Genomic DNA, 21,967 nt, shown 5'->3' with positions numbered 1-21,967 from the left:
AGCACATAAAAATAGAGTAGGAAACAAGAAATAAATACAACAATGAAAAAAGGCGAAAAGTTAATTACAAATGAAAACGCCAAAAATATACAGTTGATTTGAAAATAAAGTTTTAGGATACACAAATATTAAATGTATTTTTAGAAAGGATGTGATTATATTGGATAAGCCCTTAGTTGAAATATTTAATACAATTAACAGTTATTACATGTATGATTGTATTATATGTGAAATTATAGAAATCAATAAATCCTCTTATAATTATTTATTTAATGTTTTAAGAAATGGACATAAATTTGATGAACAAAAATTACCTAATGAATTATATATGTTGTCCAAAGCCGCGACATCAGATTCAATAGTAGGACTTATGCCATTAGAACTTTCTACTGCTAAATTTGCAAAAACCGTACATAATTAAATGAAATTTAAAAAAGTAAGAATGTAAATACCATTGAGTATTTTGCACATTGTATGTGTAAGGCAACGTCATGCTTTTGTATATGTGATTGTGAATGCAGAGGTAGTACAGGTAGTTCATTGGCTCAATCAATTTATGAAAAAGACTACTATAACAGACATGATTCTAAATATGAAACTAATCTTCCCACTGTAGATCATATTATCTGTAATAACATAATGGCTAAGTTCATGTATTGATTTTGTTCAGCTTAGATGAAAAATCTAAGCTGAGACTATTTTTCTTGATTTTTCATATAGAAATTTTTATGTATTACCAATGTATTATACTAGAGGTGAAAGGATGAAAAATCCAATATTAAAATCCGTTATTAGACGACCAATTAAATTTGCCCTACTTATTTTAATACTGTCATCAGTTTCAAGCACTTTCATTATGAATTTTATTTCATATAATCTAATCAGCAAAGAAGTTGAGTCTGCAAAAAAGCCTATAATAGCATTGGCTACATACAAATGGATTTGTCAGATGGTGGTAACGGAAACATATATTAGGTAAGAGAATTATTTAAAGATGACCCAATGATTGATTATGAAGACTGTAGAATATGGACTTTAGGAGTTACTGATAATCTGTTAAATGTATCATATAAACATCTTGAATCTGATTATTTAAATTAATATCCAGGCATGGAACTCTTTGTCTATGACCTATTTGTTATAGTAAAACCAGAAAAAATACGAATTAGAAACTATGTCAAGCATAAGTATGATGGTGTGGTCATAGAGAGTCGGGTCCAAAAACTAGTTGCTGGATATCCGGATTGGATCTATATGCCTGATAGCGAAGAAATGCTTGAAGACGGCTTCATTACACTTGTAGCACAAAAATATGAACTAAACACAGAAAGTACACCCATAAGAAGCACACCCAAGTTAATTCCCTATATAAACGATAGCATCATGGGAGAGCTATATGGACTTGAAGTTGGAGCCTATTATCTTTTTAGATGTGAACACTAGAACTTTTAGCCTAATTGCAACTAAAAACATGGAAACTATCCCATATCTTCAGGAAAATCGAGGCGGCATTACTTTATATGATGGAAGATGGATTAACTATGATGATTATATGAATAATAATAATAATAAAGTCTGTGTAGTTGGGATAGATTTATTTAAAGCACGAGGGCTAAAATTAGGAGACAAAATTTCTCTTCAATATATGGAATGTGAAATCCCGGAGTTTTTAGTGACCGAAAGAGACAGGAAAGAGTGGAAAAATTATCATAAAAGCCAGATTATGGAGTACAAAATAGTAGGGGTTTATGATTATTCTTTTTCAGGTAAAAGAATATATGTACCTATAAGTACGGTACCTAAAGAATTTATAGAATTTTATACTGAAACTGAAAATGAAAATGGGAAACCTTACTTATATGGAGAAAATTATAGTTTTGTATTAAAGGATCCTACAGAACAATCGCAATTTGTTGAAAAATACACTGATAGTGTTAAGGAAGCTGTTTGAACTTCAATTTATCGAGAATAATGCAGAATCCTTTTGGTTATCTAGTAATAAGGTTTTAAATAATCTTAAAGTGAATATTATTATATACTCATTTTTATTGCTATTTGCAATGTTGTTTACCGTTTATATGTATATGGAGATTTATAAGAATAGCTATGCTATTGAAAGAATCCTAGGTGTTACACATAGATCTGCATCTAGATATCTACTGATTCCATTATACATTTTTACTACCATAGGAATAGGATTATCCTCTTATTTTGGCTATCAAACTGCTATAAAGAATTCTAAAAAGATATTAGAGGAAATTCTAGGGAAATTACCTTGCAGTTTAGATTTTTCTATTAATATTAAATTTATATTTCCTATATTTCTAACAATAGCAGGAGTTTTTGTAATACAATCCTTACTTATGGTGCTTAGACTTAAAAATAGGTCTTTGCTTGAATTCTTTAGAAATAAAAACAAAGAGAATGAAATGAAAGGCAAAAAGCTGGCTGTGGTTGATTTTGATATAACTGATAGTGAGTTTAGTATCGAAAGCTTAACAGATGTCCTTTCATCTGATGATTTAAGTATTAATGTCGGTAAAGGGAAGGAAGCTATTAAGGGATATGGTAAAAAGCATATTTTTCGATCTATTCTAACTACTACTTTAATGGTAGTTGTAACAGGGCTGTTGGTTGGAACTCTTACATGGTTAATTAATGTAATAGAATTAAACAAGGATTTCATTGATAAAACCATATCTAAAACCACCATATTTGGAAAGATAGAATATGTTGGTGAAGCAAAATTTTCATTTAAAGGGGATATTCCAGAAGTAATTTTAGACAAAATTTTAAAAACTGGTTTAGTAGAAGATTACTTTGCATTTGTAGATAATGAGTATAGTGAAATAAACATTGATAGAAGTGGGATTATAGAGACAATCCAAAAGGACGTTTCAAAAATAGCATATTATGAAAGATATTTATTTATGACGGTATTAGCATCTAATAAAGAGCTGAACTCAGATAACGGAATAAAACTATCTGGAGTAGAGGATCAAAGTATAATCGATAAATTCAATTCTTATACTCTAACACAAGATGAAATTCCAATTTTAGCTTCTACTGTAGCTATGGATACTTATAACTTAAAGATAGGAGATAAAGTATCTTTAAAAGATGCAGGCTTAAACTATCCCGATGTATATGGAACCATTGTAGGTACTTTTGAAACTTATGGACTTCCAACATATGATGTCTATTGTAAACAACAATTCCTAATCCCAAGAAATAAAGTATTTGAAACCTTTATCTTTCCTTTAGAGGCAGTTAGGTTAATTGTAAGAAATGGAATTAATTATGTAAAAATAGATTTAATATTTGATAAAGAGAAGAATAAAGAACTTTACTACAATAGGGAGGAGATATTGAATCAAGTTGCTAAGACCAATAGTGGTGAAAGTACTGGATTTAAACTGGTTATTTATGGCGAAAAACTTACTGAAACCATTAGACCATTAGAGAAAAACCTGGAATTGTTAAGTATTATATATCCAATCATACTAGTATTATCACTGCTAATCGGCGTAGCTTTACCCTATTTATTAATCCTTAGAAGAAGTGAAGAATTATCGATTATGAGAGTCCTTGGAGTAAAAGAAGTGGAAATAAAAGGCTACGTATTTGGGGAAAGCTTATTGCTAATAATTGTTGGAGAAATTATAGCTATTGCAGTAATAAATGTAGTAACTTTTAAATCTGGAATATACCCAATATGGAAGTATCTCCTTATCATAGTAGGATACTTATTAGCAAGTATCATAGGTATTTTGGTCAGTTTAAAAAATGTACTTTATAAAAAGCCATTAGAAATGCTACATGTAAAGGAATAAAGGGAGGGAGTATATTGGCAAAGCTTGAGATGAAGAATTTATATTATAGATATAAAGGTGCAAATAAAGATGTACTAAAGGATGTAAACTGTAGATTTGAAGGTGGTCAATTAAATGCAATAGTAGGCCCTTCAGGTAGTGGTAAAACCACACTACTATCTATAATGGCTGGGTTAGATAAGCCAACCCAAGGGACTATTACAATAAACAATATAGATTTAAATGATTTAGACTTAGATGAGTATAGAAGGGATTCTGTATCCATGGTTTTCCAAGCATTTCAGCTATTCCCCCTATTGACTGCTTTGGAAAATCTAAGCTTTCCTATGGAATACAAGGGAATGGATAAGAATCAAGCAAGAGAAAGGAGCAAAAAAATACTAGAATCTCTAGGTATAGATGGAGACAAGCAATTCAGGTATCCATCCAATCTATCAGGTGGAGAACAACAAAGGGTTGCTATAGGTAGAACTTTAGCAACAGGAGCAAAGGTAATTCTTGCAGATGAGCCTACTGGTAATCTTAACGATGAAAACAGTTATAAAATAATAGATATATTTAAACGATTAGCACATGAACAGGGCTTCTGTGTAATTATAGTAACACATGATATGGAAATTGCAGAACAATCTGACAATGTATGGAGAATAAAGGATGGAACTATTGAGAAGATAAAATAGGCAATTAGAGAGGTTCTATTATGCTTAAGAAAATAAAAGTGAGCAAATTTGAAGAAAAAACAGAAGATTTTATAGAGGTATTTTCATGGTGTATTAAGCCTTCGTGGAAAGTTTCCCATTTATATACAATATTGAGGGTATCAGCAGAATTACTTAATCCATTATTAAACATTGTAGCAGTTTTTATCTCGAGGCAGATAATTAACCATATATCTGCTTCTGTAGGCAATTTTAATACTTTCTCTATATATAATCTTTTGCTTCTTATGGATTTAATAGCCTTATTAAAAGTAATAATGATAAAGGTTCAAATCTATTCTAGAATTGTTCATTCAGAACAATTAGACCATTGGATAACAAGAAATATGATAGAATTTTCTTTTAATGTGGATTTAGCATATTTCGATAATCCAAACTATCAAGATAAGATTACATCAGCAATGAGAGATGGTTCAATTCTGGTTCAAGCATTAGGTTCAAGTATATCTGCCATCAGTGCTATTATATCATTCTTAATAGCATTTGTTATTCTTTAAAATGAGAATATTGTTTATGCTTTAGTAATGACAATGACTGCCTTACCCTCTGGAATAGCATTAAAATATTATACAGAGTCTCTTTATGATTTAAGTTTAGAACAAATATCAAATAGGAGAAAGCTGTCATATATTCAACAGATAGCTTTTAATAGGGATTTTGGTCAAGATGTGAGACGTTTTGAATCAAGTGAGGTACTAAAAAATGTCTATGATAATCTATGGAGCAAACTATTTAGTCAGCGTAAAAAAATTTTAAAAAATCGCTCTAGGATAACTTTTATATTAGATTACTTACCAGAGGTTGTTCTTGTTATTATAAGTGGTCATATAATTTTTAATATAGTAGATGGAAAATTAAATATAGGGGACTACATATTCTTAAGTGGATTATTAGGACAATTATGGCATTCGACATCTGGCTTTATATCTTCTTCTATGGAAATAGTTGAAAATAAATTAAGGATGAATAATTATAAATCACTTTTTAAATATACAAATAAAGTAGAAGATAATGGTACATTGGAATTGAAAATTGTGGATAGCATTACTTTTAAAAATGTAAGCTTTATTTATCCACTTAGTGAAAAATATGCCTTAAAAAACATCTGTTTTTATATTAATAATCCTGAGCACGTTGCATTCATAGGATTAAATGGTTCAGGCAAATCTACAATTATAAAACTTTTACTTAGGTTTTATGAACCAACCTCTGGAGAAATTTTGATAAATGGCATTAATATATCATCCTATACTCTTAATTCTTTGAGAAGAAGCTTTAGTGTTTATTTTCAAGATATGAATAATTTTGCTTTTACTATTAGATAAAACTTTCAATTAGGAAAATCTGACATACAGGTTAATGATGAAGATATAATAGAAGCTTTAGAGAATAGCAATTTTATAGAACTTTTAGATTTAAGTGATACAGGATTAGATGCATATATATCTAAATTCTTTGCGCCAGATGGTTTAATTCTATCAGGTGGACAAACTCAAAAGCTAGCTCTAGCTAGGGTATTATATCGCAAGGATACAGTTCTTATACTGGATGAAGTTTCTTCAAATTTAGATCCAAAGGCAGAGTATGAAATTTTCAATAAATTGAAGGATATAACTGAAAATAAACTTATTTTGTTTACTTCTCATAGATTATCTAATTTATCTTTAGCAGACAGGGTTATTGTATTAGAAGATGGCAAAGTAATTGAGGATGGTAAACCAGAACAATTATTAAAAGATAACAAAAGATATGCTGAATTATTTAGATATCAATAGAAAAAATATATGGTAAAAGGTGATGCTTAACTATGAAAATAGTTGTAATAGATGATGGAATATTACCTGTATTTAGAAAAGAATTAAACATAATTGAAGATATAGTGGTAAGTGGTGGAAATTTAGTTATTAATAAGAGTGATGAAATCCCAATCAGTACTGACCATGGTTTTAATGCATGTAAAATAATTAACGAATATGCTCCAGAAGCAGAGCTTATTAGTATAAGAATTTTTAATCCCAATGAAATGAATGCAGATATTAAAGATTTAATAACTGCTTTTAAGTACTGTCTAGATAACAGTATCCCTATTATACATTTTAGTGGTGGTTCAGTAAATCTTAAGGATGACTACCTATTAAGAGATATTATAAAGGATATTATTAACAATGGTCAAGCAGAAGAAAACAATTGTAGCATGTTTTTGAGCCTGATGTAGAACTAATATATTCTGAAGATGAATCTTTTAAGGAAGTAGAGGATTCTATGACAATTGTAGTAACAAAGTATGATGATATAATAAAATTAGAGATTAAGTACCTTATATAGACATGAAGAATTAAATATATATGGTAAAATAGATTTTAAATTGCTATTAGACAGGATTGTAGGTATGGTACAAGAAACCTAATAATATGGAAAGGTGAAACTTTTAAAGAATGTTTACAAAAGACAGCTTATTGATAAAATGGAGAAACTAGCTTTATAAATGTTTGAATAATTGACTAAAATATTAATCTAATATATCATTAATTATAACATGAAATGTAACAATATATTTATGAATAGGTGATAATAGTGGATTTATTTACTTTAAATATGGAAAATCAATTAAATAAAAATGCTCCCTTAGCAGATAGAATGAGGCCAAAGACATTAGAGGAATTTGTTGGACAGGAACATATAATTGGAGATAATAAATTTCTATATAGAGCTATAAAGGCAGACAGGATCACTTCTATGATTTTCTATGGTCCACCTGGGACGGGAAAGACTACATTAGCTATGATAATAGCTAATTCGACTAACATGAGCTTTGAAAAATTATCTGCAGTTACATCAGGAGTTAAGGATATTAGAGAGGTAATCCATAGAGCTGAGGAAAGTCTAAAACTATATAATAAGAGGACTATCCTATTTATAGATGAAATCCACAGGTTTAATAAGGCTCAACAAGATGCCTTACTACCTTTTGTAGAAAGGGGTATAATTATCTTAATTGGAGCAACTACCGAAAATCCATATTTTGAGGTAAATAAAGCCTTATTATCTAGAATGATGGTTATTCCTTTGTATCCATTAACCAAACAGGATATAATGAGGATAATTAAAAAAGGATTGACAGATAAAGAAAGAGGATTAGGAAAGTATAAGGTTAAAATAGATGAGGAAGCCTTAGATTATTTGATAACCATATCTGATGGAGATGGAAGGTTGGCTTTAAACTCGTTAGAGATTGGAGTACTTTCTACTCCAGAAGATGAAGAAGGTATAATTAAAATAGATTTGGATACTATAAAAGAATGTATATTGGTGAAAACAGCAAAATATGATAAAGGTGGAGATGAACATTATAATACTATTTCAGCCTTTATTAAGAGCATGAGAGGTTCAGATCCAGATGCAACATTGTATTGGCTTGCGAAGATGATAAATGCTGGAGAGGACCCCAAATTTATAGCTAGGAGAATAATAATTTGTGCCTCAGAAGATGTGGGAAATGCTGACCCCCAAGCTTTAGTTTTAGCAGTAGCAGCTTTTAATGCTGTAGATGTTATTGGAATGCCAGAGGCAAGAATTATATTAGCTCAAGCAGCAGTATATGTGGCATGTGCACCAAAGAGCAACGCATCCTATATGGGAATCAATAAAGCTTTAGAAGATGTTAAAAATAAACCTATTGGAGAGGTACCAAATCATTTAAAGGATGCATCATATATTGGCGCCAATAATTTAGGTTATGGAAAGAGCTATTTATATCCCCATGATTATGAAAGGGCTTATGTTAAACAGCAGTATTTACCTGATGAATTTGTAGGAAGAAAATATTACATACCTACAGAATATGGTTATGAAAAGAAAATAAAAGAATATTTAACTAAATTATTTGACAAAGGTGAATAATCTTTTTATAATATTATAAAGTTCATATGAACGATGATAGGAAGAGTAGATATAAGAGGTAGTCTCAGGGAGTTGGGGTAAAGTGGGAACCCAGCACGAAACTTATATCGAAGAACATCCTTGAGTTTCTAACCGAAATCTTCGGATAGTAGGCTTAGACGGGTTTACACACCGTTAAACGTGTGAAAGTGGCTATTTTTAGCAATTAGGGTGGTACCGCGAACCTTTCGTCCCTTTCGGATGGAAGGTTTTTTTAATAAAGAAAATTAAGTAGAAAGGAGAATAAATATGGCAATAGATATAAGAGATATTTTTAAAGAGTCAGAGAAGTATTTAAATAAGGAAATTGAAATTGAAGGATGGATTAGAACATTAAGGTCATCCAAGAGGTTTGGTTTTATTGAAGTAAATGATGGCACTTTTTTTGCTAATTTACAGGTTGTATTTGATGAAACTTTACAAAATTTCCCTGAAGTAGAAAAATTGCCTATTAGTAGTGCCATATCTGTAAAAGGTACCTTAGTGGAAACTCCCGAGGCAAAACAGCCCTTTGAAATTCAGGCAAAAGAAATAAGCTTATTAGCACCATCAGATAGAGATTATCCTTTACAGAAGAAGAGGCATACCTTTGAATATTTAAGGACCATAGCACACTTGAGACCAAGAGGCAATACTTTTAATGCTGTATTTAGAGTAAGGTCATTGGCTGCTTATGCTATTCACAAATTCTTTCAAGACAGGGGTTTTGTATATGTCCATACGCCAATTATAACTGGTAGTGATGCAGAAGGTGCAGGGGAAATGTTTAGGGTTACCACTTTTGATTTAACCAATGTTCCACTACATGAAAACAATCAGGTGGATTATACTGAGGACTTTTTTGGAAGAGAAACAAATTTAACTGTTAGTGGTCAGTTAGAGGCTGAAGCTTACGCATTGGCATTTAAAAGAGTCTATACCTTCGGTCCTACCTTCAGGGCTGAAAACTCCAATACCCCAAGACATGCTGCTGAATTCTGGATGATAGAGCCAGAAATAGCTTTTGCTGATTTAACCGATAACAGGAAATTAGCAGAAGATATGATGAAATTTTTACTATCCTATGTAATGGAAAAGGCTCCAGAGGAAATGAAATTTTTTAACTCATTCATCGATAAGGGATTAATTGAAAGGTTAGAAAATATTGTTAATTCAGATTTTGAATGCATTACTTATACAGAAGCAATAAACCTATTACAAAAATCTAAGGAGCAATTCCAATTTCCTGTAAAATGGGGTATGGATTTGCAAACGGAGCATGAAAGATATATTTCTGAAAAGGTATTTAAAGGGCCAGTGTTTATTATAGATTATCCGAAGGATATTAAGGCTTTTTATATGCGACTTAATGACGATGAAAATACGGTTGCGGCCATGGACTTGTTAGTTCCTGGTGTTGGAGAGATAATTGGAGGAAGCCAAAGGGAAGAAAGGCTGGATGTTTTGGAGAAAAGAATTGAAGAAATGGGCATGAAAAAGGATGATTATTGGTGGTATTTAGAACTAAGAAAATATGGTGGTGTAAAACATGCAGGCTATGGATTGGGGTTTGAAAGAGCAATAATGTATATGACTGGAATGTCCAATATTAGAGATGTTATTCCATTCCCTAGGACTGTTGGGTCAGCAGAATTCTAAAAAATAGCATATAAATCCTTGATTTCCAATTCTACATCTGCTATAATACTTTATAAAATCGAAAATTAACTATGATAGGAAGTAGTAGGCTTATCCATTGATTTTAGAGAGCTGTTGGTTGGTGAAAAACAGTATCAATATAAGCTGAACTCGTCCTAGAGTTGTTAAAGTGAAGTTTAGTAACTTTAACCGGCGACGTCGTTATCGTATTAAGAGGATAGCTTTGCTATCAATTAGGGTGGTACCGCGGAAATTATGCCTTTCGTCTCTAAAATCAGACGAAAGGTTTTTTTATTAAATAATAGGAGGTAGAGTAATGGCAGAGTATAGACCAAACGAAATTGAGAAGAAATGGCAGAAGGTTTGGGAAGAAAAAAGAATTTTTGAAACTAGTGATGATAAATCTAAACCTAAGTTTTACGCGTTAATTGAGTTTCCCTATCCATCTGGAGAAGGTCTTCATGTAGGACACCCAAGACCTTATACCGCTCTGGACATAGTAGCCAGAAAGAGAAGGCTTGAAGGGTATAATGTTCTTTTCCCAATTGGATGGGACGCTTTTGGATTACCCACTGAAAATTATGCAATCAAACATAAAATTCATCCGAAGAAAGTAACAGAAAGGAATGTGGCACGATTTAAGGAACAATTGAAATCCATTGGTTTTTCTTTTAATTGGTCAAGGGAAATAAATACAACAGACCCAGAATATTATAAATGGACACAGTGGATATTTATCAAGTTGTTTGAAAAGGGGCTAGCTTATAAAGCTGAAATGCCTATCAATTGGTGTACTTCCTGTAAAGTAGGTCTAGCAAATGAAGAAGTAGTAGCTGGCCGTTGTGAAAGATGTGGTGGAGAAGTAGTTAGAAAAACTAAGAACCAATGGATGCTAAAGATTACTGAATATGCTGATAGACTTATAGATGATTTGGATAAGGTGGATTATATAGAAAGAGTAAAAACCCAACAGATAAACTGGATAGGAAGATCCGAGGGGATGGAAGTAGATTTTAGAATTAAGAATAAAGATGATGTATTAAAGGTATTTACCACTAGGCCAGATACCTTATACGGAGTTACTTATATGGTAATAGCAGCAGAACATCCCCTAATAGAAAAGTATAAGGATGAAATCGAAAACTTAGAAGAAATAAGAAAATATCAAGAGTACGCTAGTAAAAAATCCGATTTTGAAAGGACTGAGCTTTCTAAGGAAAAGACAGGAGTTGAAATAAAAGGAATAAAAGCCATTAATCCCGTAAATAATATAGAAATTCCCATATGGATATCCGATTACGTTTTGATGAGCTATGGGACTGGTGCTATAATGGCTGTTCCAGCACATGACAGCAGAGACTGGGAATTTGCGAAAAAATTTGGCCTTCCCATAGTAGAGGTGGTAAAAGGGGGCAATGTCGAAGAGGCAGCCTATACTGATACTGAATCGGGAATATTGGTTAATTCTGAACTAATTAATGGACTAGAAGTCAAAGATGCAATCGAGAAGATAAGTTATTGGCTTGAAGAAAATGGGCTTGGTAAAAGAAAAGTAAATTATAAATTAAGGGACTGGGTATTCTCTCGTCAAAGATATTGGGGAGAACCTATACCTCTAGTCCATTGCGATGATTGTGGTTGGGTACCTGTTCCAGAAGAGGAATTGCCTGTTATGTTGCCAGAGGTAGAAAATTATGAACCTACACATACAGGAGAATCTCCATTAGCCAATATGCCAGAATGGGTGAATACCACTTGTCCTAAATGTGGTAAGGCAGCTATGAGAGAAACAGATACCATGCCTCAATGGGCAGGTTCTTCCTGGTATTTTTTGAGATATTTGGATCCACATAACAAGGAGAAGCTAGCTAGAAAAGAAGAGATAGAGTATTGGATGCCTGTAGACTGGTATAATGGCGGAATGGAACATACCACGCTACACCTACTATACTCAAGATTTTGGCATAAATTCTTATATGATATTGGATTAGTAAATACAGTAGAACCGTATAATAAGAGAACTTCTCACGGTATGATTTTGGGAGAAAATAACGAGAAGATGTCCAAATCTCGAGGAAATGTAGTAAATCCCGATGATATTGTAAAAGAATATGGAGCAGATACCCTAAGAACTTATGAAATGTTCATAGGTGATTTTGAAAAATCAGTACCCTGGTCAGAAAATGGTGTTAAGGGGTGTAGAAGATTTTTAGAGAGGGTATGGAGGCTACAGGAAATAGTTGTAGATGGTGATGAGTATACAAAAGAGCTGGAAACTGTTATCCACAAGACCATAAAAAAAGTTTCAGAAGACTATGAAACATTGAAGTTTAATACAGCTATAGCAGCTCTTATGACTTTACTGAATGAATTTAATGAGATAGGCAAAATCACTAAAGCTGATATTAAGACTTTCCTAATTCTGTTAAACCCAGTAGCTCCTCATATCACAGAGGAATTATGGGAAATATTAGGTTTTAATGGAATGCTCAATCAAAGTCAGTGGCCTTCATATGATGAGGAAAAAATACAAGATGAAATAATTGAGATGCCTGTTCAAGTTAATGGAAAGGTTAGAGGGGTCATAAAAATCAGTCCTGATGCTACACAGGATGTTGCAAGAGAGAAAGCTAAAGAAAATGAAAGCATTATGAAATACCTTCAGGATAAGCAAATTGTAAAGGAGATATTCGTTGTGGGTAAAATATATAACATAGTTGTCAAATAGATAAAAATATGAAATAATAATCTTGCTATTGTTTATATGCAATAGCAAGATTTTTTATTAAGAATAAAGGAGGAATAAGATGGAGAAAATAAAAATAATTACAGATTCCACTAGCTACATTGAAAAGGATTTTGCAGAAGAAATGAACATATCCATAGTGCCATTAAACTATATTTTTGATGGTGTTGATGAAAAGGAGGGTTTTCCTGGGGAATTTGATGAATTCTATGAAAAACTACAAAATACTAAATTGTTTCCCACCACATCCCAGCCAGCAGCTGCCGATTTCCTAGATGAATATAAAAAAGCATTTGACGAAGGATATGAAGAGATAATAGCCATTCTTTTATCCTCTAAATTAAGCGGTACTTATAACAGTGCCCTAGTTGCTAAAGATATTTTAGGGGATAAAAGGATTACTGTTATCGATTCATTACAAGCGGCAGGAAATTTAAAGTTTTTGGTGGAAGATGCCATTGCCATGGTAAAAAATGGCAAGACTAAAGATGAAATAGTTAAATATTTAGAAGAAAAGAGAAAGAATATGTCCATATACCTTACAGTAGATACTCTTGAGTATTTAAGAAGAGGGGGAAGGCTTTCAGGAATTCAATCTACTATTGGAGATATGTTAAATATAAAGCCCATAATCCAATTGATAGATGGAGAATTAAAGTTATTAGAAAAGGTAAGGGGAAAGAATAAGGCATTAAAAGCTCTTTGTGACAAGATTCAAGGTCCAGTAGAAAAAATAAGGATATGCCACATTTTAAATAAAGAAGAAGCTTTAAAATTAAAAAAAGAATTGGAAAGCAGGTTTCCCAATGTTCCAATTTCTATAGATATTTTAGGGCCTGTCATAGGCTGCCATTTAGGGCCTAAGGGCATTGGAATATGCTTTTATTAAACGTACAATTTTTATAATAAGTATGATATAATTATAACGAAAAATCCTATTATTTTTTGGAGGTGTAAACATGAAAAAAATTTTAGTAACAGGTGCACTTGGACAAATTGGCTCAGAATTAACCATGCGTTTAAGAAAAGAATATGGAGCTGACAATGTAATTGCAAGTAGTAGAAGAATTAAAGAAGGACATGAAGAACTAATCGAATCAGGAGTATTTGAAGTTTTGGATGTGGTAGATGGAAAACAGTTATCTGATGTGGTGAGAAAACATAAGATAAATACAATCGTTCATTTGGCAGCAGTTCTATCTGCCGTGGGAGAGCAAAACCCAGCCATGGCTTGGGACGTAAATATGAATGGTCTTTATAATGTATTAGAAGTAGCTAGGGAAGAGAATTGTTCTGTATTTACTCCTAGTTCTATAGCCGCTTTTGGAGATTCAACTCCTAAGGATAATACTCCTCAGGATACAATACAAAGACCAACTACCATGTATGGAGTAACCAAGGTAGCAGGAGAATTACTATGTGATTATTACTACCATAAATATGGAGTAGATACAAGAGGAGTGCGTTATCCTGGTATAATATCTTATGAAACATTACCAGGTGGAGGTACTACAGATTATGCAGTACATATTTACTACGACGCACTTAAATATAAAAAATATACCAGCTTTATAGCAAAAGGGACCAAAATGGATATGATGTATATGCCTGACGCTTTAGACGCTGTTATTCAATTAATGGAAGCTGATCCATCTAAGTTGATTCATAGGAATGCATTTAACATTACAGCAATGAGCTTTGAGCCTGAGGAAATTGCGGCTGCCATAAGAAAATATATTCCAGAGTTTGAATTAGATTATGATGTAGACCCAGTAAGGCAGGCTATTGCAGAATCTTGGCCAAATTCATTAGACGATTCAGCTGCAAGGGAAGAATGGGGTTGGAATCCAAAGTATGATTTGGATTCTATGACCAATGATATGTTGGAGAAGCTAAAAGTTAAACTTGGATTATAATGAAAAAGGTAAGGATTTTCCTTACCTTTTTTTATTGGATTAATTTTGTACTATATGCTTACATAAGATAGTTATGACTAGAATAATAATAGCTTAAGTTGCTATCTATAACCAAGATTATAAAAATTATAAAGGAGGACAAAAATAGTGAAAGGATTGATTCTTTGTGGTGGAATAAGTACTAGGCTTAATCCTATTACCTATTCTATACCAAAACAGCTCATTCCAATAGGGAATAAACCCTTATTAGCCTATACCATAGAGTTATTATTAGAGTCGGGGATAACTGAATTAGGAATTTTAGTAAATGAATTTAATAAACCAATATTTGAAAGGGTATTGAAGAATTATTTTAATGATGATTTTCATTATATTATCCAGTATGAACCGAAAGGAATAGCCCATGGTTTATTATTTGCAGAAGAATTAATCAATGGAGAAAAGTTCCTTATGATTTTAGGGGATAATTATTTTGATTTTAATTTAAAGGATTTTGTAAAAGACTTTGAAACGGGATATATGAATTGTAAGATTCTACTTAAGGAAGTAGAGAACCCTGAACGATTTGGAGTAGCATATATTGGGGATGGAAGGATAATTGATCTAGAAGAAAAACCGAAAATGGCTTTTAGCAACTGGGCAGTTACGGGATTATACGCTTTTGATAATAATATATTCAAAGCTTCTAAAAAGATTAAACCTTCTAAACGAGGAGAATACGAAATTATTGATGCCATAAAATGGCTATTACAAGAGGGATATTCAGTAGGCTATGAAAAAATAAACGGAAAATGGAGAGATATAGGTAATCCCTCAGATGTAATAAACCAAAATATTGATATACTATCTTCCATAAAAGATAACATAAAAGGAGAAATAGTTGACTCTCATGTTTCAGGAAGAATTATACTTGGGAATGGTTCAGCCATATACAATAGTACAATAAGGGGGCCCATAGTTATTGGGGAAAAGACTATAATTAAAAATTCTTATATTGGCCCATATACTTCAATAGGGAATAGTGTTAATATTGAAGTGTCAAATTTAGAAAATTCTATTATATTAGATGGATGTAATATATGGGGAGTAGAGGATCCAATCGATTCTTCGATTGTTGGTGAAGGTTCGATGATAATGGGTAATAAAGGTAAGAAAAAAACTCATAGAATCATAGTAGGAAGAAGTAGCAAGATATATTTATCAGTATAACTGTAATAGACTATTTATTTGGAATATATTCAAATGTCATAATAAATACCTTTCTTTTCTGACTAGTTTTCAAAAATAAGACTTAGAAAAGTAACCAATCTTATAGTCTGTCAATATAATGGTAATGGAAAGACATAATTATATTTTAAAAGGAAGGAGATGTTATTATGGCAGTTTATTATCAGCCGGGTTATAGACCTAGCAAATGTAAATGTGGGAAGCAAGACTGTGACTGTCATTCATCGATAGATTGCCGACCTGATAAAATTATATCTAATTGTAATAATCTTACCGGGGCAAGCGGTGTATCTATCGTTGCTATAGGTGAAACTATAACTCCAAGGAATATAGGAAGTCTATCGATAACAGGGTTAAAATGCTTTAAGAGACCAAGTATTAGACTTGATATTACTGCTATTATCACGTTAAATGCTGCACTTGCTGTTGATACTGTTATAACTTTTAGGGTATTTAAGCGCTGTGGAAATGAGCCAGAAACTGAAATTCAATCTTTTGAGGTAGCACCAGGAATAGCACTAGTAGCCGGAGCTTCAATTCCTGTAGCATTCAGCATATGTGATCATAACATTTGCTTATCACAATGCTGCACATATAGAGTTACAGTAGAAGCAACTGCTGCGGTAGCATTAGCAGCTGCATTAAATATTAACCAGGGGACTATATCAGCATTAGCTACAGACCTTTGCTAATAAAATTATAATAGGATAAGTACAATATTATTATATCTCTATTTCTACTAACAATTAGGATAATTTATATCTAATATCTATGATATAAAATTCTCCTTTCTAGGAAGGCTTGTTAGAGCTAGACTAGAAAGGAGAATTACTTATTTTATTTTTTAATCTTTAAAAAACCTATTTTATTTTTAGAGTTTTCTTCAATGTCTGTCAATCTATCTTTAATTAATTGTATATCATTTTTTATGGCTTTTACTTTGCTTTGCATCTCTGCTAAAGTATTTTTTAGTTTTTCCAGTTCTCCCATATCAATATTTGTGACAAATTTACTTTCTTTTTGATTTGAATTAATATTTATATTTTCATCATTAAGATTATTAGTTTGAGACATATTAGAGTCAATTATATCCTCATGTGAATTATCGAAATAAAAGGAAATAATATAATCATTCATATTTCCATAAATATGATTTATCTTACTATGAACTCTATTTAAAGAAAGGTTATAATACTTAATTAAATAGATCGGGTATTGGGTTATAGAGTTCTTATCCTCCAGCGTCCATGTGTTACCATAATCGTTAGAAATAAAGTTAAACATTTCTTCATTTGATATATATACTATGTTTAATTTACCATTTTTTTCAAACATGAGGGCCTGGGAACAATGCCCTGAAATTTTTGGAAGCTTTATTTCTTCCCATTGGAATTTATTATCTCCGGTGGAAGAAAAACGTTTATATTTTAGGACGTAATCTTCGTTATTCGAAATGTACCATAATATATGTACATTATTATGAGAATCTACGAAAATATATGGAAGAATATTGTTGGAATAAGATGATGAGATTTTAGTAGGGGTAGTAGCCCACTTTTTTGTAAAATTATTAAAATACAAGTAGTATATATTGTAATTGGCATATTCCTTTCCACTATAAACAATGTATATGTTTCCAAACTCATCCTTATCGATATAAAAACGGTCAATAATTTTTTCTGAAAATATATTAGTTACAATATACTTTTGCCAAGTATCTATATTATTTGCAAAATGTTCAATGGTCCATAGATTCAAGTTTATTATATTAGCAGATGCATAAAAAATATTTATTGTGTTTTTGTGCAAAATTAGTGATAAATATTTATATATATTGGATTGGATGTCTAATCTGCTTACCAGATTCTTGTGCCAGGTTTTACCTGGGTATGTACAATAAATAAGTTCACCTTTCCTATTAAGATACAATAAATGTAAACTATTGTTTTCATCGATAGTAGCAGAAAAATCTAATATATTTTTATCAATTATTGTGGGACTATTATCTATATTAGCTCTGTTGAATATTAAGTTTTGATTATCATCCTTGTAGAATATATAAGACTGGTTTAACCCATCTTTTATAAAAACAGATTCTTTAATATTATTAATTTTTTTCATTTATATCCTCCTTATAACTAAACAAAAAATCACAAATTTACCTATACTTCATAATATGAAAGTAGAAATAGTTTTATTAAATAAAAGGAGTGAAAAAAATGAATAAAGATAAAAATATTCATGAATGTGACGGTAAGATTGAATTTGATTTAAATCATATAAGAGAAGTGGATTGCGTTATAGTTGATAAAGTATATGCCCAGTGTCAAAGTAGACAATGCTTCCCGTCATTAGAAGTAGAAACTGAAAATGGCACCTTTAGTTCAATACAGTTTAAACAGGGATTTATTGTGCCTAATACATTGAGAACAGATAACATACCTAATAGACCAAATTTTAAAAGAGTTAGATTTACATTAAGAATACCCTATATAATAACTCTATCGAATGGGCAAACTATTGAAAATAATTTGCCCGATATAGATAAAGATATTATATTATTTATTCCTGAAGCTAGGGATGAGTTCCAATTCAATATTGTTACGGAGACTAGTTCAAAAGTATTAGGTCAACCGGTAGTTATGGATGATAGAGTTGTTTTTGCAGCAGGAGTATTTATAATTATAAAAGTAGTAGGTAGGGTGCAACTTTTAATACCTACATTTGGCTTCTGTCCTGAACCACCACCATGCCAAGAATTTGCACCAGAAGATGTTTGCGATGATTTTGACAATCAACCTTTCCCACTATTTTTCCCACTTCAATATGGAGATTTATTTGGTGACGATTGATATGAGGGGCTTAGGCTCCTTTTTATTTTTTAATGATGTACAAAAGTTTTTAGAGTTTTAAAATACAATGATACAAAAATACATGAATGTTGACAAATTTACTAGGGTATAATATACTTATTAAAGAAAACCAAGTATTTTAGTTGGAATTATTAAAGAGGTGGTTTAATGCGATTATCTACTAGGGGAAGATATGGGTTAAAAGCCATGTATCAGTTAGCTATCCATTACGGCGAAGGACCTATTCCCTTAAACAGTATTGCAAGTGCACAGGAGATTTCGGAAAACTATTTAGAGCAGTTGATGTCACCACTGAGAAAAGCAGGGTTACTAAATAGTGTTAGAGGTGCTCAAGGAGGGTATATGTTAGCCAAATCTCCAAGCGAGATCACCGTTGGAAGCATACTAAGAGCTTTGGAAGGAGAAATGGCCCCTGTCGACTGTGTTCTAGAAAATTTTAGTGGTTGTGAAAGAGAAGAAAATTGTGTTACTAAGTTGGTTTGGTTGAAAATGAAAGAGGGTATAAACGAAGTTATCGACTCTATATCATTACAAGACATGCTTAATGAACGGGCTGAAATGGAATCGAAAAAAAGTAGAGCTTAGGAGGAATTTTTATGGATAACTATATTTACATGGATAATTCAGCTACAACTCCTGTAAAAGAAGAAGTGCTCAAAGAGATGTTACCCTATTTTACTAAAAACTATGGGAACCCATCTAGCATATATTCGCTAGGAAATCAATCAAAAAATGCAGTTGAAATAGCAAGAGAAAAAATAGCAAAAGCATTAAATGCAAAGCCTAATGAAATCTTTTTTACTGCGGGAGGCTCAGAAGCTGACAATTGGGCTCTTAAAGGAGTTGCTTATGCAAATAGGAACAAGGGCAACCATATTATAACCTCAAAAATTGAACACCATGGAATACTTCATACATGTGAATATTTAGAAAAACAAGGATTTCAAGTAACTTATTTAGATGTAGATGAATATGGAGTAGTTAATTTGAAGCAATTAGAAGATGCAATTACAGATAAAACTATTCTAATATCCATAATGTTTGCTAATAATGAAATAGGAACTATTCAACCTATAAAAGAAATTGGGAGAATAGCTAAAGAAAAGGGTATATATTTCCATACAGATGCGGTTCAAGCTATTGGACATATTAGGATTGATGTAAATGAGCTGAATATAGACTTATTATCATTAGCTGCCCATAAATTTTATGGTCCGAAGGGCGTCGGAGCTCTATATATAAGACAAGGTGTTAAGATTGATACATTAATTTCTGGAGGGGCTCAGGAGAGAAATAGGAGGGCTGGAACTGAAAATGTGCCTGGAATTGTCGGAATGGGCAAGGCAATAGAATTGGCATACGAAAACCTTGAAGAAAAAAATGCTAGGCTCATCAGCTTAAGGGACAGATTGATTAAAAAGATATTTGATAATATTGATCATGTTAGGCTAAATGGACACCCTACTAACAGGTTGCCTGGCAATGTAAATGTATGTTTTGAATTTATTGAAGGTGAATCTCTATTGCTTAGTTTGGATATGGAAGGTATTGCTGCATCTAGTGGTTCCGCTTGTACTTCGGGATCGTTAGAGCCATCACATGTTCTTTTAGCAATAGGATTACCCCATGAAGTGGCCCATGGCTCATTGAGGTTATCATTAGGTGAGTTTAATACCGAGGAAGAAGTAGATTATGTTGTTGAAAAGTTAACTGAAATTGTAACTAGATTAAGAGCTATGTCACCTTTATATGAAAATATCAAGGAGGTTAAGTAAATGTATTCAGAAAAAGTTATGGAACATTTTAGAAATCCAAGAAATGTTGGTGAAATAAAAGATGCGGATGGAGTTGGGATTGTAGGAAATCCACGTTGTGGAGATATCATGAAAATGTATTTGAAAATAGAAGATGGCATAATAAAGGATGTTAAGTTTAAGACCTTTGGGTGTGGTTCTGCAATAGCTTCATCTAGTATGGCTACAGAATTGATAAAAGGAAAAACAATTGAGGAAGCTATGGAGGTTACGAATAAGAGTGTAGTAGAAGCCCTAGATGGATTACCACCAATAAAGATGCACTGTTCTGTTTTAGCAGAACAAGCTATTAAGGCAGCACTATTGGATTATTCAAAGAAAAATAATATTCATATTCCTGGTTTGGAAAACTTTAATCCAGAAGAAGATCCCCATGACCATTAATAAAAGGAAGCCCTTTTCAATATTAGACTTAAATGGCTATAATTTCAAAAATATTTTCTTTTATTGTTAGGCACAATAAATAGGTAAACTAATTTGAAAAGGGGTATATATAATTGATAAGGTATAAGCAATTAATTACATTAGATTTAATTGATGAAAATAATATTATTGGAAAAATAGAAGATGTAGTTTATTCAGAGGATTACAGAAAAATTAAATATTTAGTAGTGAAAAATGGGAAATTAATTAAGAATAAATTTTTAATACCCTATAATGAAATCGAGATTAAAAATAATAATCAAGCTTTATTATTAGGAGATATTAATGGATATGCCAATCAAATGAATATAGATGATAAGGATTCTAAGCTTATAAATAAGGTTATTAAAGATGAAAATGGTGAGTATATTGGGTATATAAAGGACATAGTAATTAATAAAAAAGATGGAACTATTGATGGTTTTATAATAACTGAAGGGTTAATTGAGGATTTAATTAAAGGCAGAAATTATATCCCTCTCCTAAAGAACATACAAATATCTGAAAATGGTATTTATTTACCTCATGAAACTTTAATATAAATTAGCAAAATTATTATTAATTAGAAAAAAATGATTGAATTAAAAATTGTGTTGGTGAGAAAATACTATATATAAAAATAAAGGAGAGGATATAGACATGAATAACAATAGGTTTAAAAGTGGAGCACTATTTGGTAGTTTGGTAGGCATATCTTTAGGGATGATTTATGGATCAAAGATGGGTATGTTTAAAAAGAGAAAGCTTATGAGAACAGCTAAAAGAGCAAAATCAACTTTAATTAATGGAATGAATTCATTATGGGGATAGGCAGCACAGGGCTGCCTATTAGAATAAAA

The 21,967-nt window shown here is 31.7% G+C and carries 24 protein-coding genes, 1 pseudogene and 2 other annotated features; of the genes and pseudogenes, 24 read left to right on the top strand and 1 reads right to left on the bottom strand.

The genetic code is table 11. The annotated features are described in order from the left end of the window. Positions 1-160 precede the first annotated feature (160 nt). The 18 genes and pseudogenes from BLV68_RS02380 to BLV68_RS02305 all read left to right on the top strand — a co-directional run bounded on the left by BLV68_RS02380 (position 161) and on the right by BLV68_RS02305 (position 16,710). Positions 161-421: a hypothetical protein gene (locus BLV68_RS02380; RefSeq protein WP_093750527.1), complete on the top strand. Its 261-nt coding sequence runs from the start codon at positions 161-163 to the stop codon at positions 419-421. A gap of 342 nt (positions 422-763) precedes the next feature. After that, positions 764-979 carry a hypothetical protein gene (locus BLV68_RS02375; RefSeq protein WP_093750525.1) on the top strand — a complete coding sequence of 72 codons (216 nt, stop codon included), beginning with the start codon at positions 764-766 and terminating at the stop codon, positions 977-979. Between the two features lie 131 nt (positions 980-1,110). Then, positions 1,111-1,443: a hypothetical protein gene (locus BLV68_RS15200; protein WP_143035235.1), complete on the top strand. Its 333-nt coding sequence runs from the start codon at positions 1,111-1,113 to the stop codon at positions 1,441-1,443. After that, on the top strand, positions 1,397-1,951 hold the full coding sequence (locus tag BLV68_RS02370) for a hypothetical protein (RefSeq protein ID WP_093750523.1): 555 nt from the start codon (positions 1,397-1,399) through the stop codon (positions 1,949-1,951). Before BLV68_RS15200 ends, BLV68_RS02370 begins: the two co-directional genes overlap by 47 nt. A 70-nt stretch (positions 1,952-2,021) precedes the next feature. Beyond that, the gene (locus BLV68_RS02365) at positions 2,022-3,833 is read left to right on the top strand and encodes an FtsX-like permease family protein (RefSeq protein ID WP_159428588.1); all 1,812 of its coding nucleotides are present in this window, start codon (positions 2,022-2,024) and stop codon (positions 3,831-3,833) included. A 14-nt stretch (positions 3,834-3,847) separates the two neighbouring features. Continuing rightward, a complete protein-coding gene (locus BLV68_RS02360) occupies positions 3,848-4,513 on the top strand; it encodes an ABC transporter ATP-binding protein (protein ID WP_200773612.1) in 666 nt (221 codons plus the stop codon). Positions 4,514-4,533: 20 nt separating this feature from the next. Then, positions 4,534-5,049 carry a hypothetical protein gene (locus tag BLV68_RS02355; protein WP_093750518.1) on the top strand — a complete coding sequence of 172 codons (516 nt, stop codon included), beginning with the start codon at positions 4,534-4,536 and terminating at the stop codon, positions 5,047-5,049. A gap of 33 nt (positions 5,050-5,082) precedes the next feature. Continuing rightward, complete coding sequence (locus tag BLV68_RS02350) at positions 5,083-5,877, top strand: ATP-binding cassette domain-containing protein (RefSeq protein WP_159428587.1); 795 nt, start codon at positions 5,083-5,085, stop codon at positions 5,875-5,877. A gap of 24 nt (positions 5,878-5,901) precedes the next feature. Next, positions 5,902-6,096, top strand: a pseudogene (locus tag BLV68_RS16215) (hypothetical protein); the annotation flags it as partial. Between the two features lie 57 nt (positions 6,097-6,153). After that, positions 6,154-6,327 (top strand): hypothetical protein, encoded by a 174-nt coding sequence (locus BLV68_RS15920; RefSeq protein WP_234949809.1) that lies wholly within the window; start codon positions 6,154-6,156, stop codon positions 6,325-6,327. A gap of 32 nt (positions 6,328-6,359) precedes the next feature. Beyond that, positions 6,360-6,767, top strand: a complete 408-nt coding sequence (locus BLV68_RS02340) for a S8/S53 family peptidase (protein WP_093750514.1) — start codon at positions 6,360-6,362, stop codon at positions 6,765-6,767. Positions 6,768-7,126: 359 nt separating this feature from the next. Continuing rightward, entirely contained in the window at positions 7,127-8,452 is a 1,326-nt protein-coding gene (locus BLV68_RS02335) for a replication-associated recombination protein A (RefSeq protein ID WP_200773611.1), read from the top strand. Positions 8,453-8,476: 24 nt separating this feature from the next. Then, positions 8,477-8,690 (top strand) — a binding site (T-box leader). A gap of 50 nt (positions 8,691-8,740) precedes the next feature. Next, on the top strand, positions 8,741-10,129 hold the full coding sequence (asnS, locus tag BLV68_RS02330; protein ID WP_093750512.1) for an asparagine--tRNA ligase: 1,389 nt from the start codon (positions 8,741-8,743) through the stop codon (positions 10,127-10,129). A 62-nt stretch (positions 10,130-10,191) separates the two neighbouring features. Continuing rightward, positions 10,192-10,402, top strand: a binding site (T-box leader). Between the two features lie 43 nt (positions 10,403-10,445). Next, a complete protein-coding gene (leuS, locus tag BLV68_RS02325) occupies positions 10,446-12,857 on the top strand; it encodes a leucine--tRNA ligase (RefSeq protein WP_093750510.1) in 2,412 nt (803 codons plus the stop codon). Positions 12,858-12,936: 79 nt separating this feature from the next. After that, complete coding sequence (locus tag BLV68_RS02320; RefSeq protein ID WP_093750508.1) at positions 12,937-13,764, top strand: DegV family protein; 828 nt, start codon at positions 12,937-12,939, stop codon at positions 13,762-13,764. Positions 13,765-13,834: 70 nt separating this feature from the next. After that, a complete protein-coding gene (locus BLV68_RS02315) occupies positions 13,835-14,791 on the top strand; it encodes an L-threonine 3-dehydrogenase (RefSeq protein WP_093750506.1) in 957 nt (318 codons plus the stop codon). A gap of 147 nt (positions 14,792-14,938) precedes the next feature. Beyond that, positions 14,939-16,000 carry a glucose-1-phosphate thymidylyltransferase gene (locus tag BLV68_RS02310; RefSeq protein ID WP_159428586.1) on the top strand — a complete coding sequence of 354 codons (1,062 nt, stop codon included), beginning with the start codon at positions 14,939-14,941 and terminating at the stop codon, positions 15,998-16,000. Between the two features lie 167 nt (positions 16,001-16,167). Further along, on the top strand, positions 16,168-16,710 hold the full coding sequence (locus BLV68_RS02305; protein ID WP_093750502.1) for a DUF4489 domain-containing protein: 543 nt from the start codon (positions 16,168-16,170) through the stop codon (positions 16,708-16,710). Positions 16,711-16,855: 145 nt separating this feature from the next. On the opposite strand, the gene BLV68_RS02300 is transcribed toward BLV68_RS02305, so the two are convergent. Continuing rightward, positions 16,856-18,139, bottom strand: coding sequence for a hypothetical protein (locus BLV68_RS02300; protein ID WP_093750500.1), 1,284 nt, complete (start codon positions 18,137-18,139; stop codon positions 16,856-16,858). A gap of 98 nt (positions 18,140-18,237) precedes the next feature. Here BLV68_RS02300 and BLV68_RS02295 point away from each other — a divergent pair, with 98 nt between their 5' ends. The 6 genes from BLV68_RS02295 to BLV68_RS15345 all read left to right on the top strand — a co-directional run bounded on the left by BLV68_RS02295 (position 18,238) and on the right by BLV68_RS15345 (position 21,938). Next, the gene (locus BLV68_RS02295) at positions 18,238-18,870 is read left to right on the top strand and encodes a hypothetical protein (protein ID WP_093750498.1); all 633 of its coding nucleotides are present in this window, start codon (positions 18,238-18,240) and stop codon (positions 18,868-18,870) included. A 168-nt stretch (positions 18,871-19,038) separates the two neighbouring features. After that, positions 19,039-19,476 carry an RrF2 family transcriptional regulator gene (locus tag BLV68_RS02290; protein ID WP_093750496.1) on the top strand — a complete coding sequence of 146 codons (438 nt, stop codon included), beginning with the start codon at positions 19,039-19,041 and terminating at the stop codon, positions 19,474-19,476. Positions 19,477-19,487: 11 nt separating this feature from the next. Next, on the top strand, positions 19,488-20,666 hold the full coding sequence (gene nifS / locus BLV68_RS02285; protein ID WP_093750494.1) for a cysteine desulfurase NifS: 1,179 nt from the start codon (positions 19,488-19,490) through the stop codon (positions 20,664-20,666). Beyond that, positions 20,667-21,089: a Fe-S cluster assembly scaffold protein NifU gene (gene nifU, locus BLV68_RS02280; RefSeq protein ID WP_093750492.1), complete on the top strand. Its 423-nt coding sequence runs from the start codon at positions 20,667-20,669 to the stop codon at positions 21,087-21,089. A 113-nt stretch (positions 21,090-21,202) separates the two neighbouring features. Further along, positions 21,203-21,670: a PRC-barrel domain-containing protein gene (locus BLV68_RS02275; RefSeq protein ID WP_093750490.1), complete on the top strand. Its 468-nt coding sequence runs from the start codon at positions 21,203-21,205 to the stop codon at positions 21,668-21,670. Positions 21,671-21,767: 97 nt separating this feature from the next. Continuing rightward, positions 21,768-21,938, top strand: a complete 171-nt coding sequence (locus tag BLV68_RS15345; protein ID WP_159428585.1) for a hypothetical protein — start codon at positions 21,768-21,770, stop codon at positions 21,936-21,938. The last annotated feature ends 29 nt before the right edge of the window (positions 21,939-21,967 follow it).

It is taken from the genome of Tepidimicrobium xylanilyticum (assembly GCF_900106765.1).
Lineage (GTDB): Bacteria > Bacillota > Clostridia > Tissierellales > Tepidimicrobiaceae > Tepidimicrobium > Tepidimicrobium xylanilyticum.
Note: the sequence above shows the minus strand (reverse complement) of the source record. Positions and strands in the feature narration are given on the sequence as shown.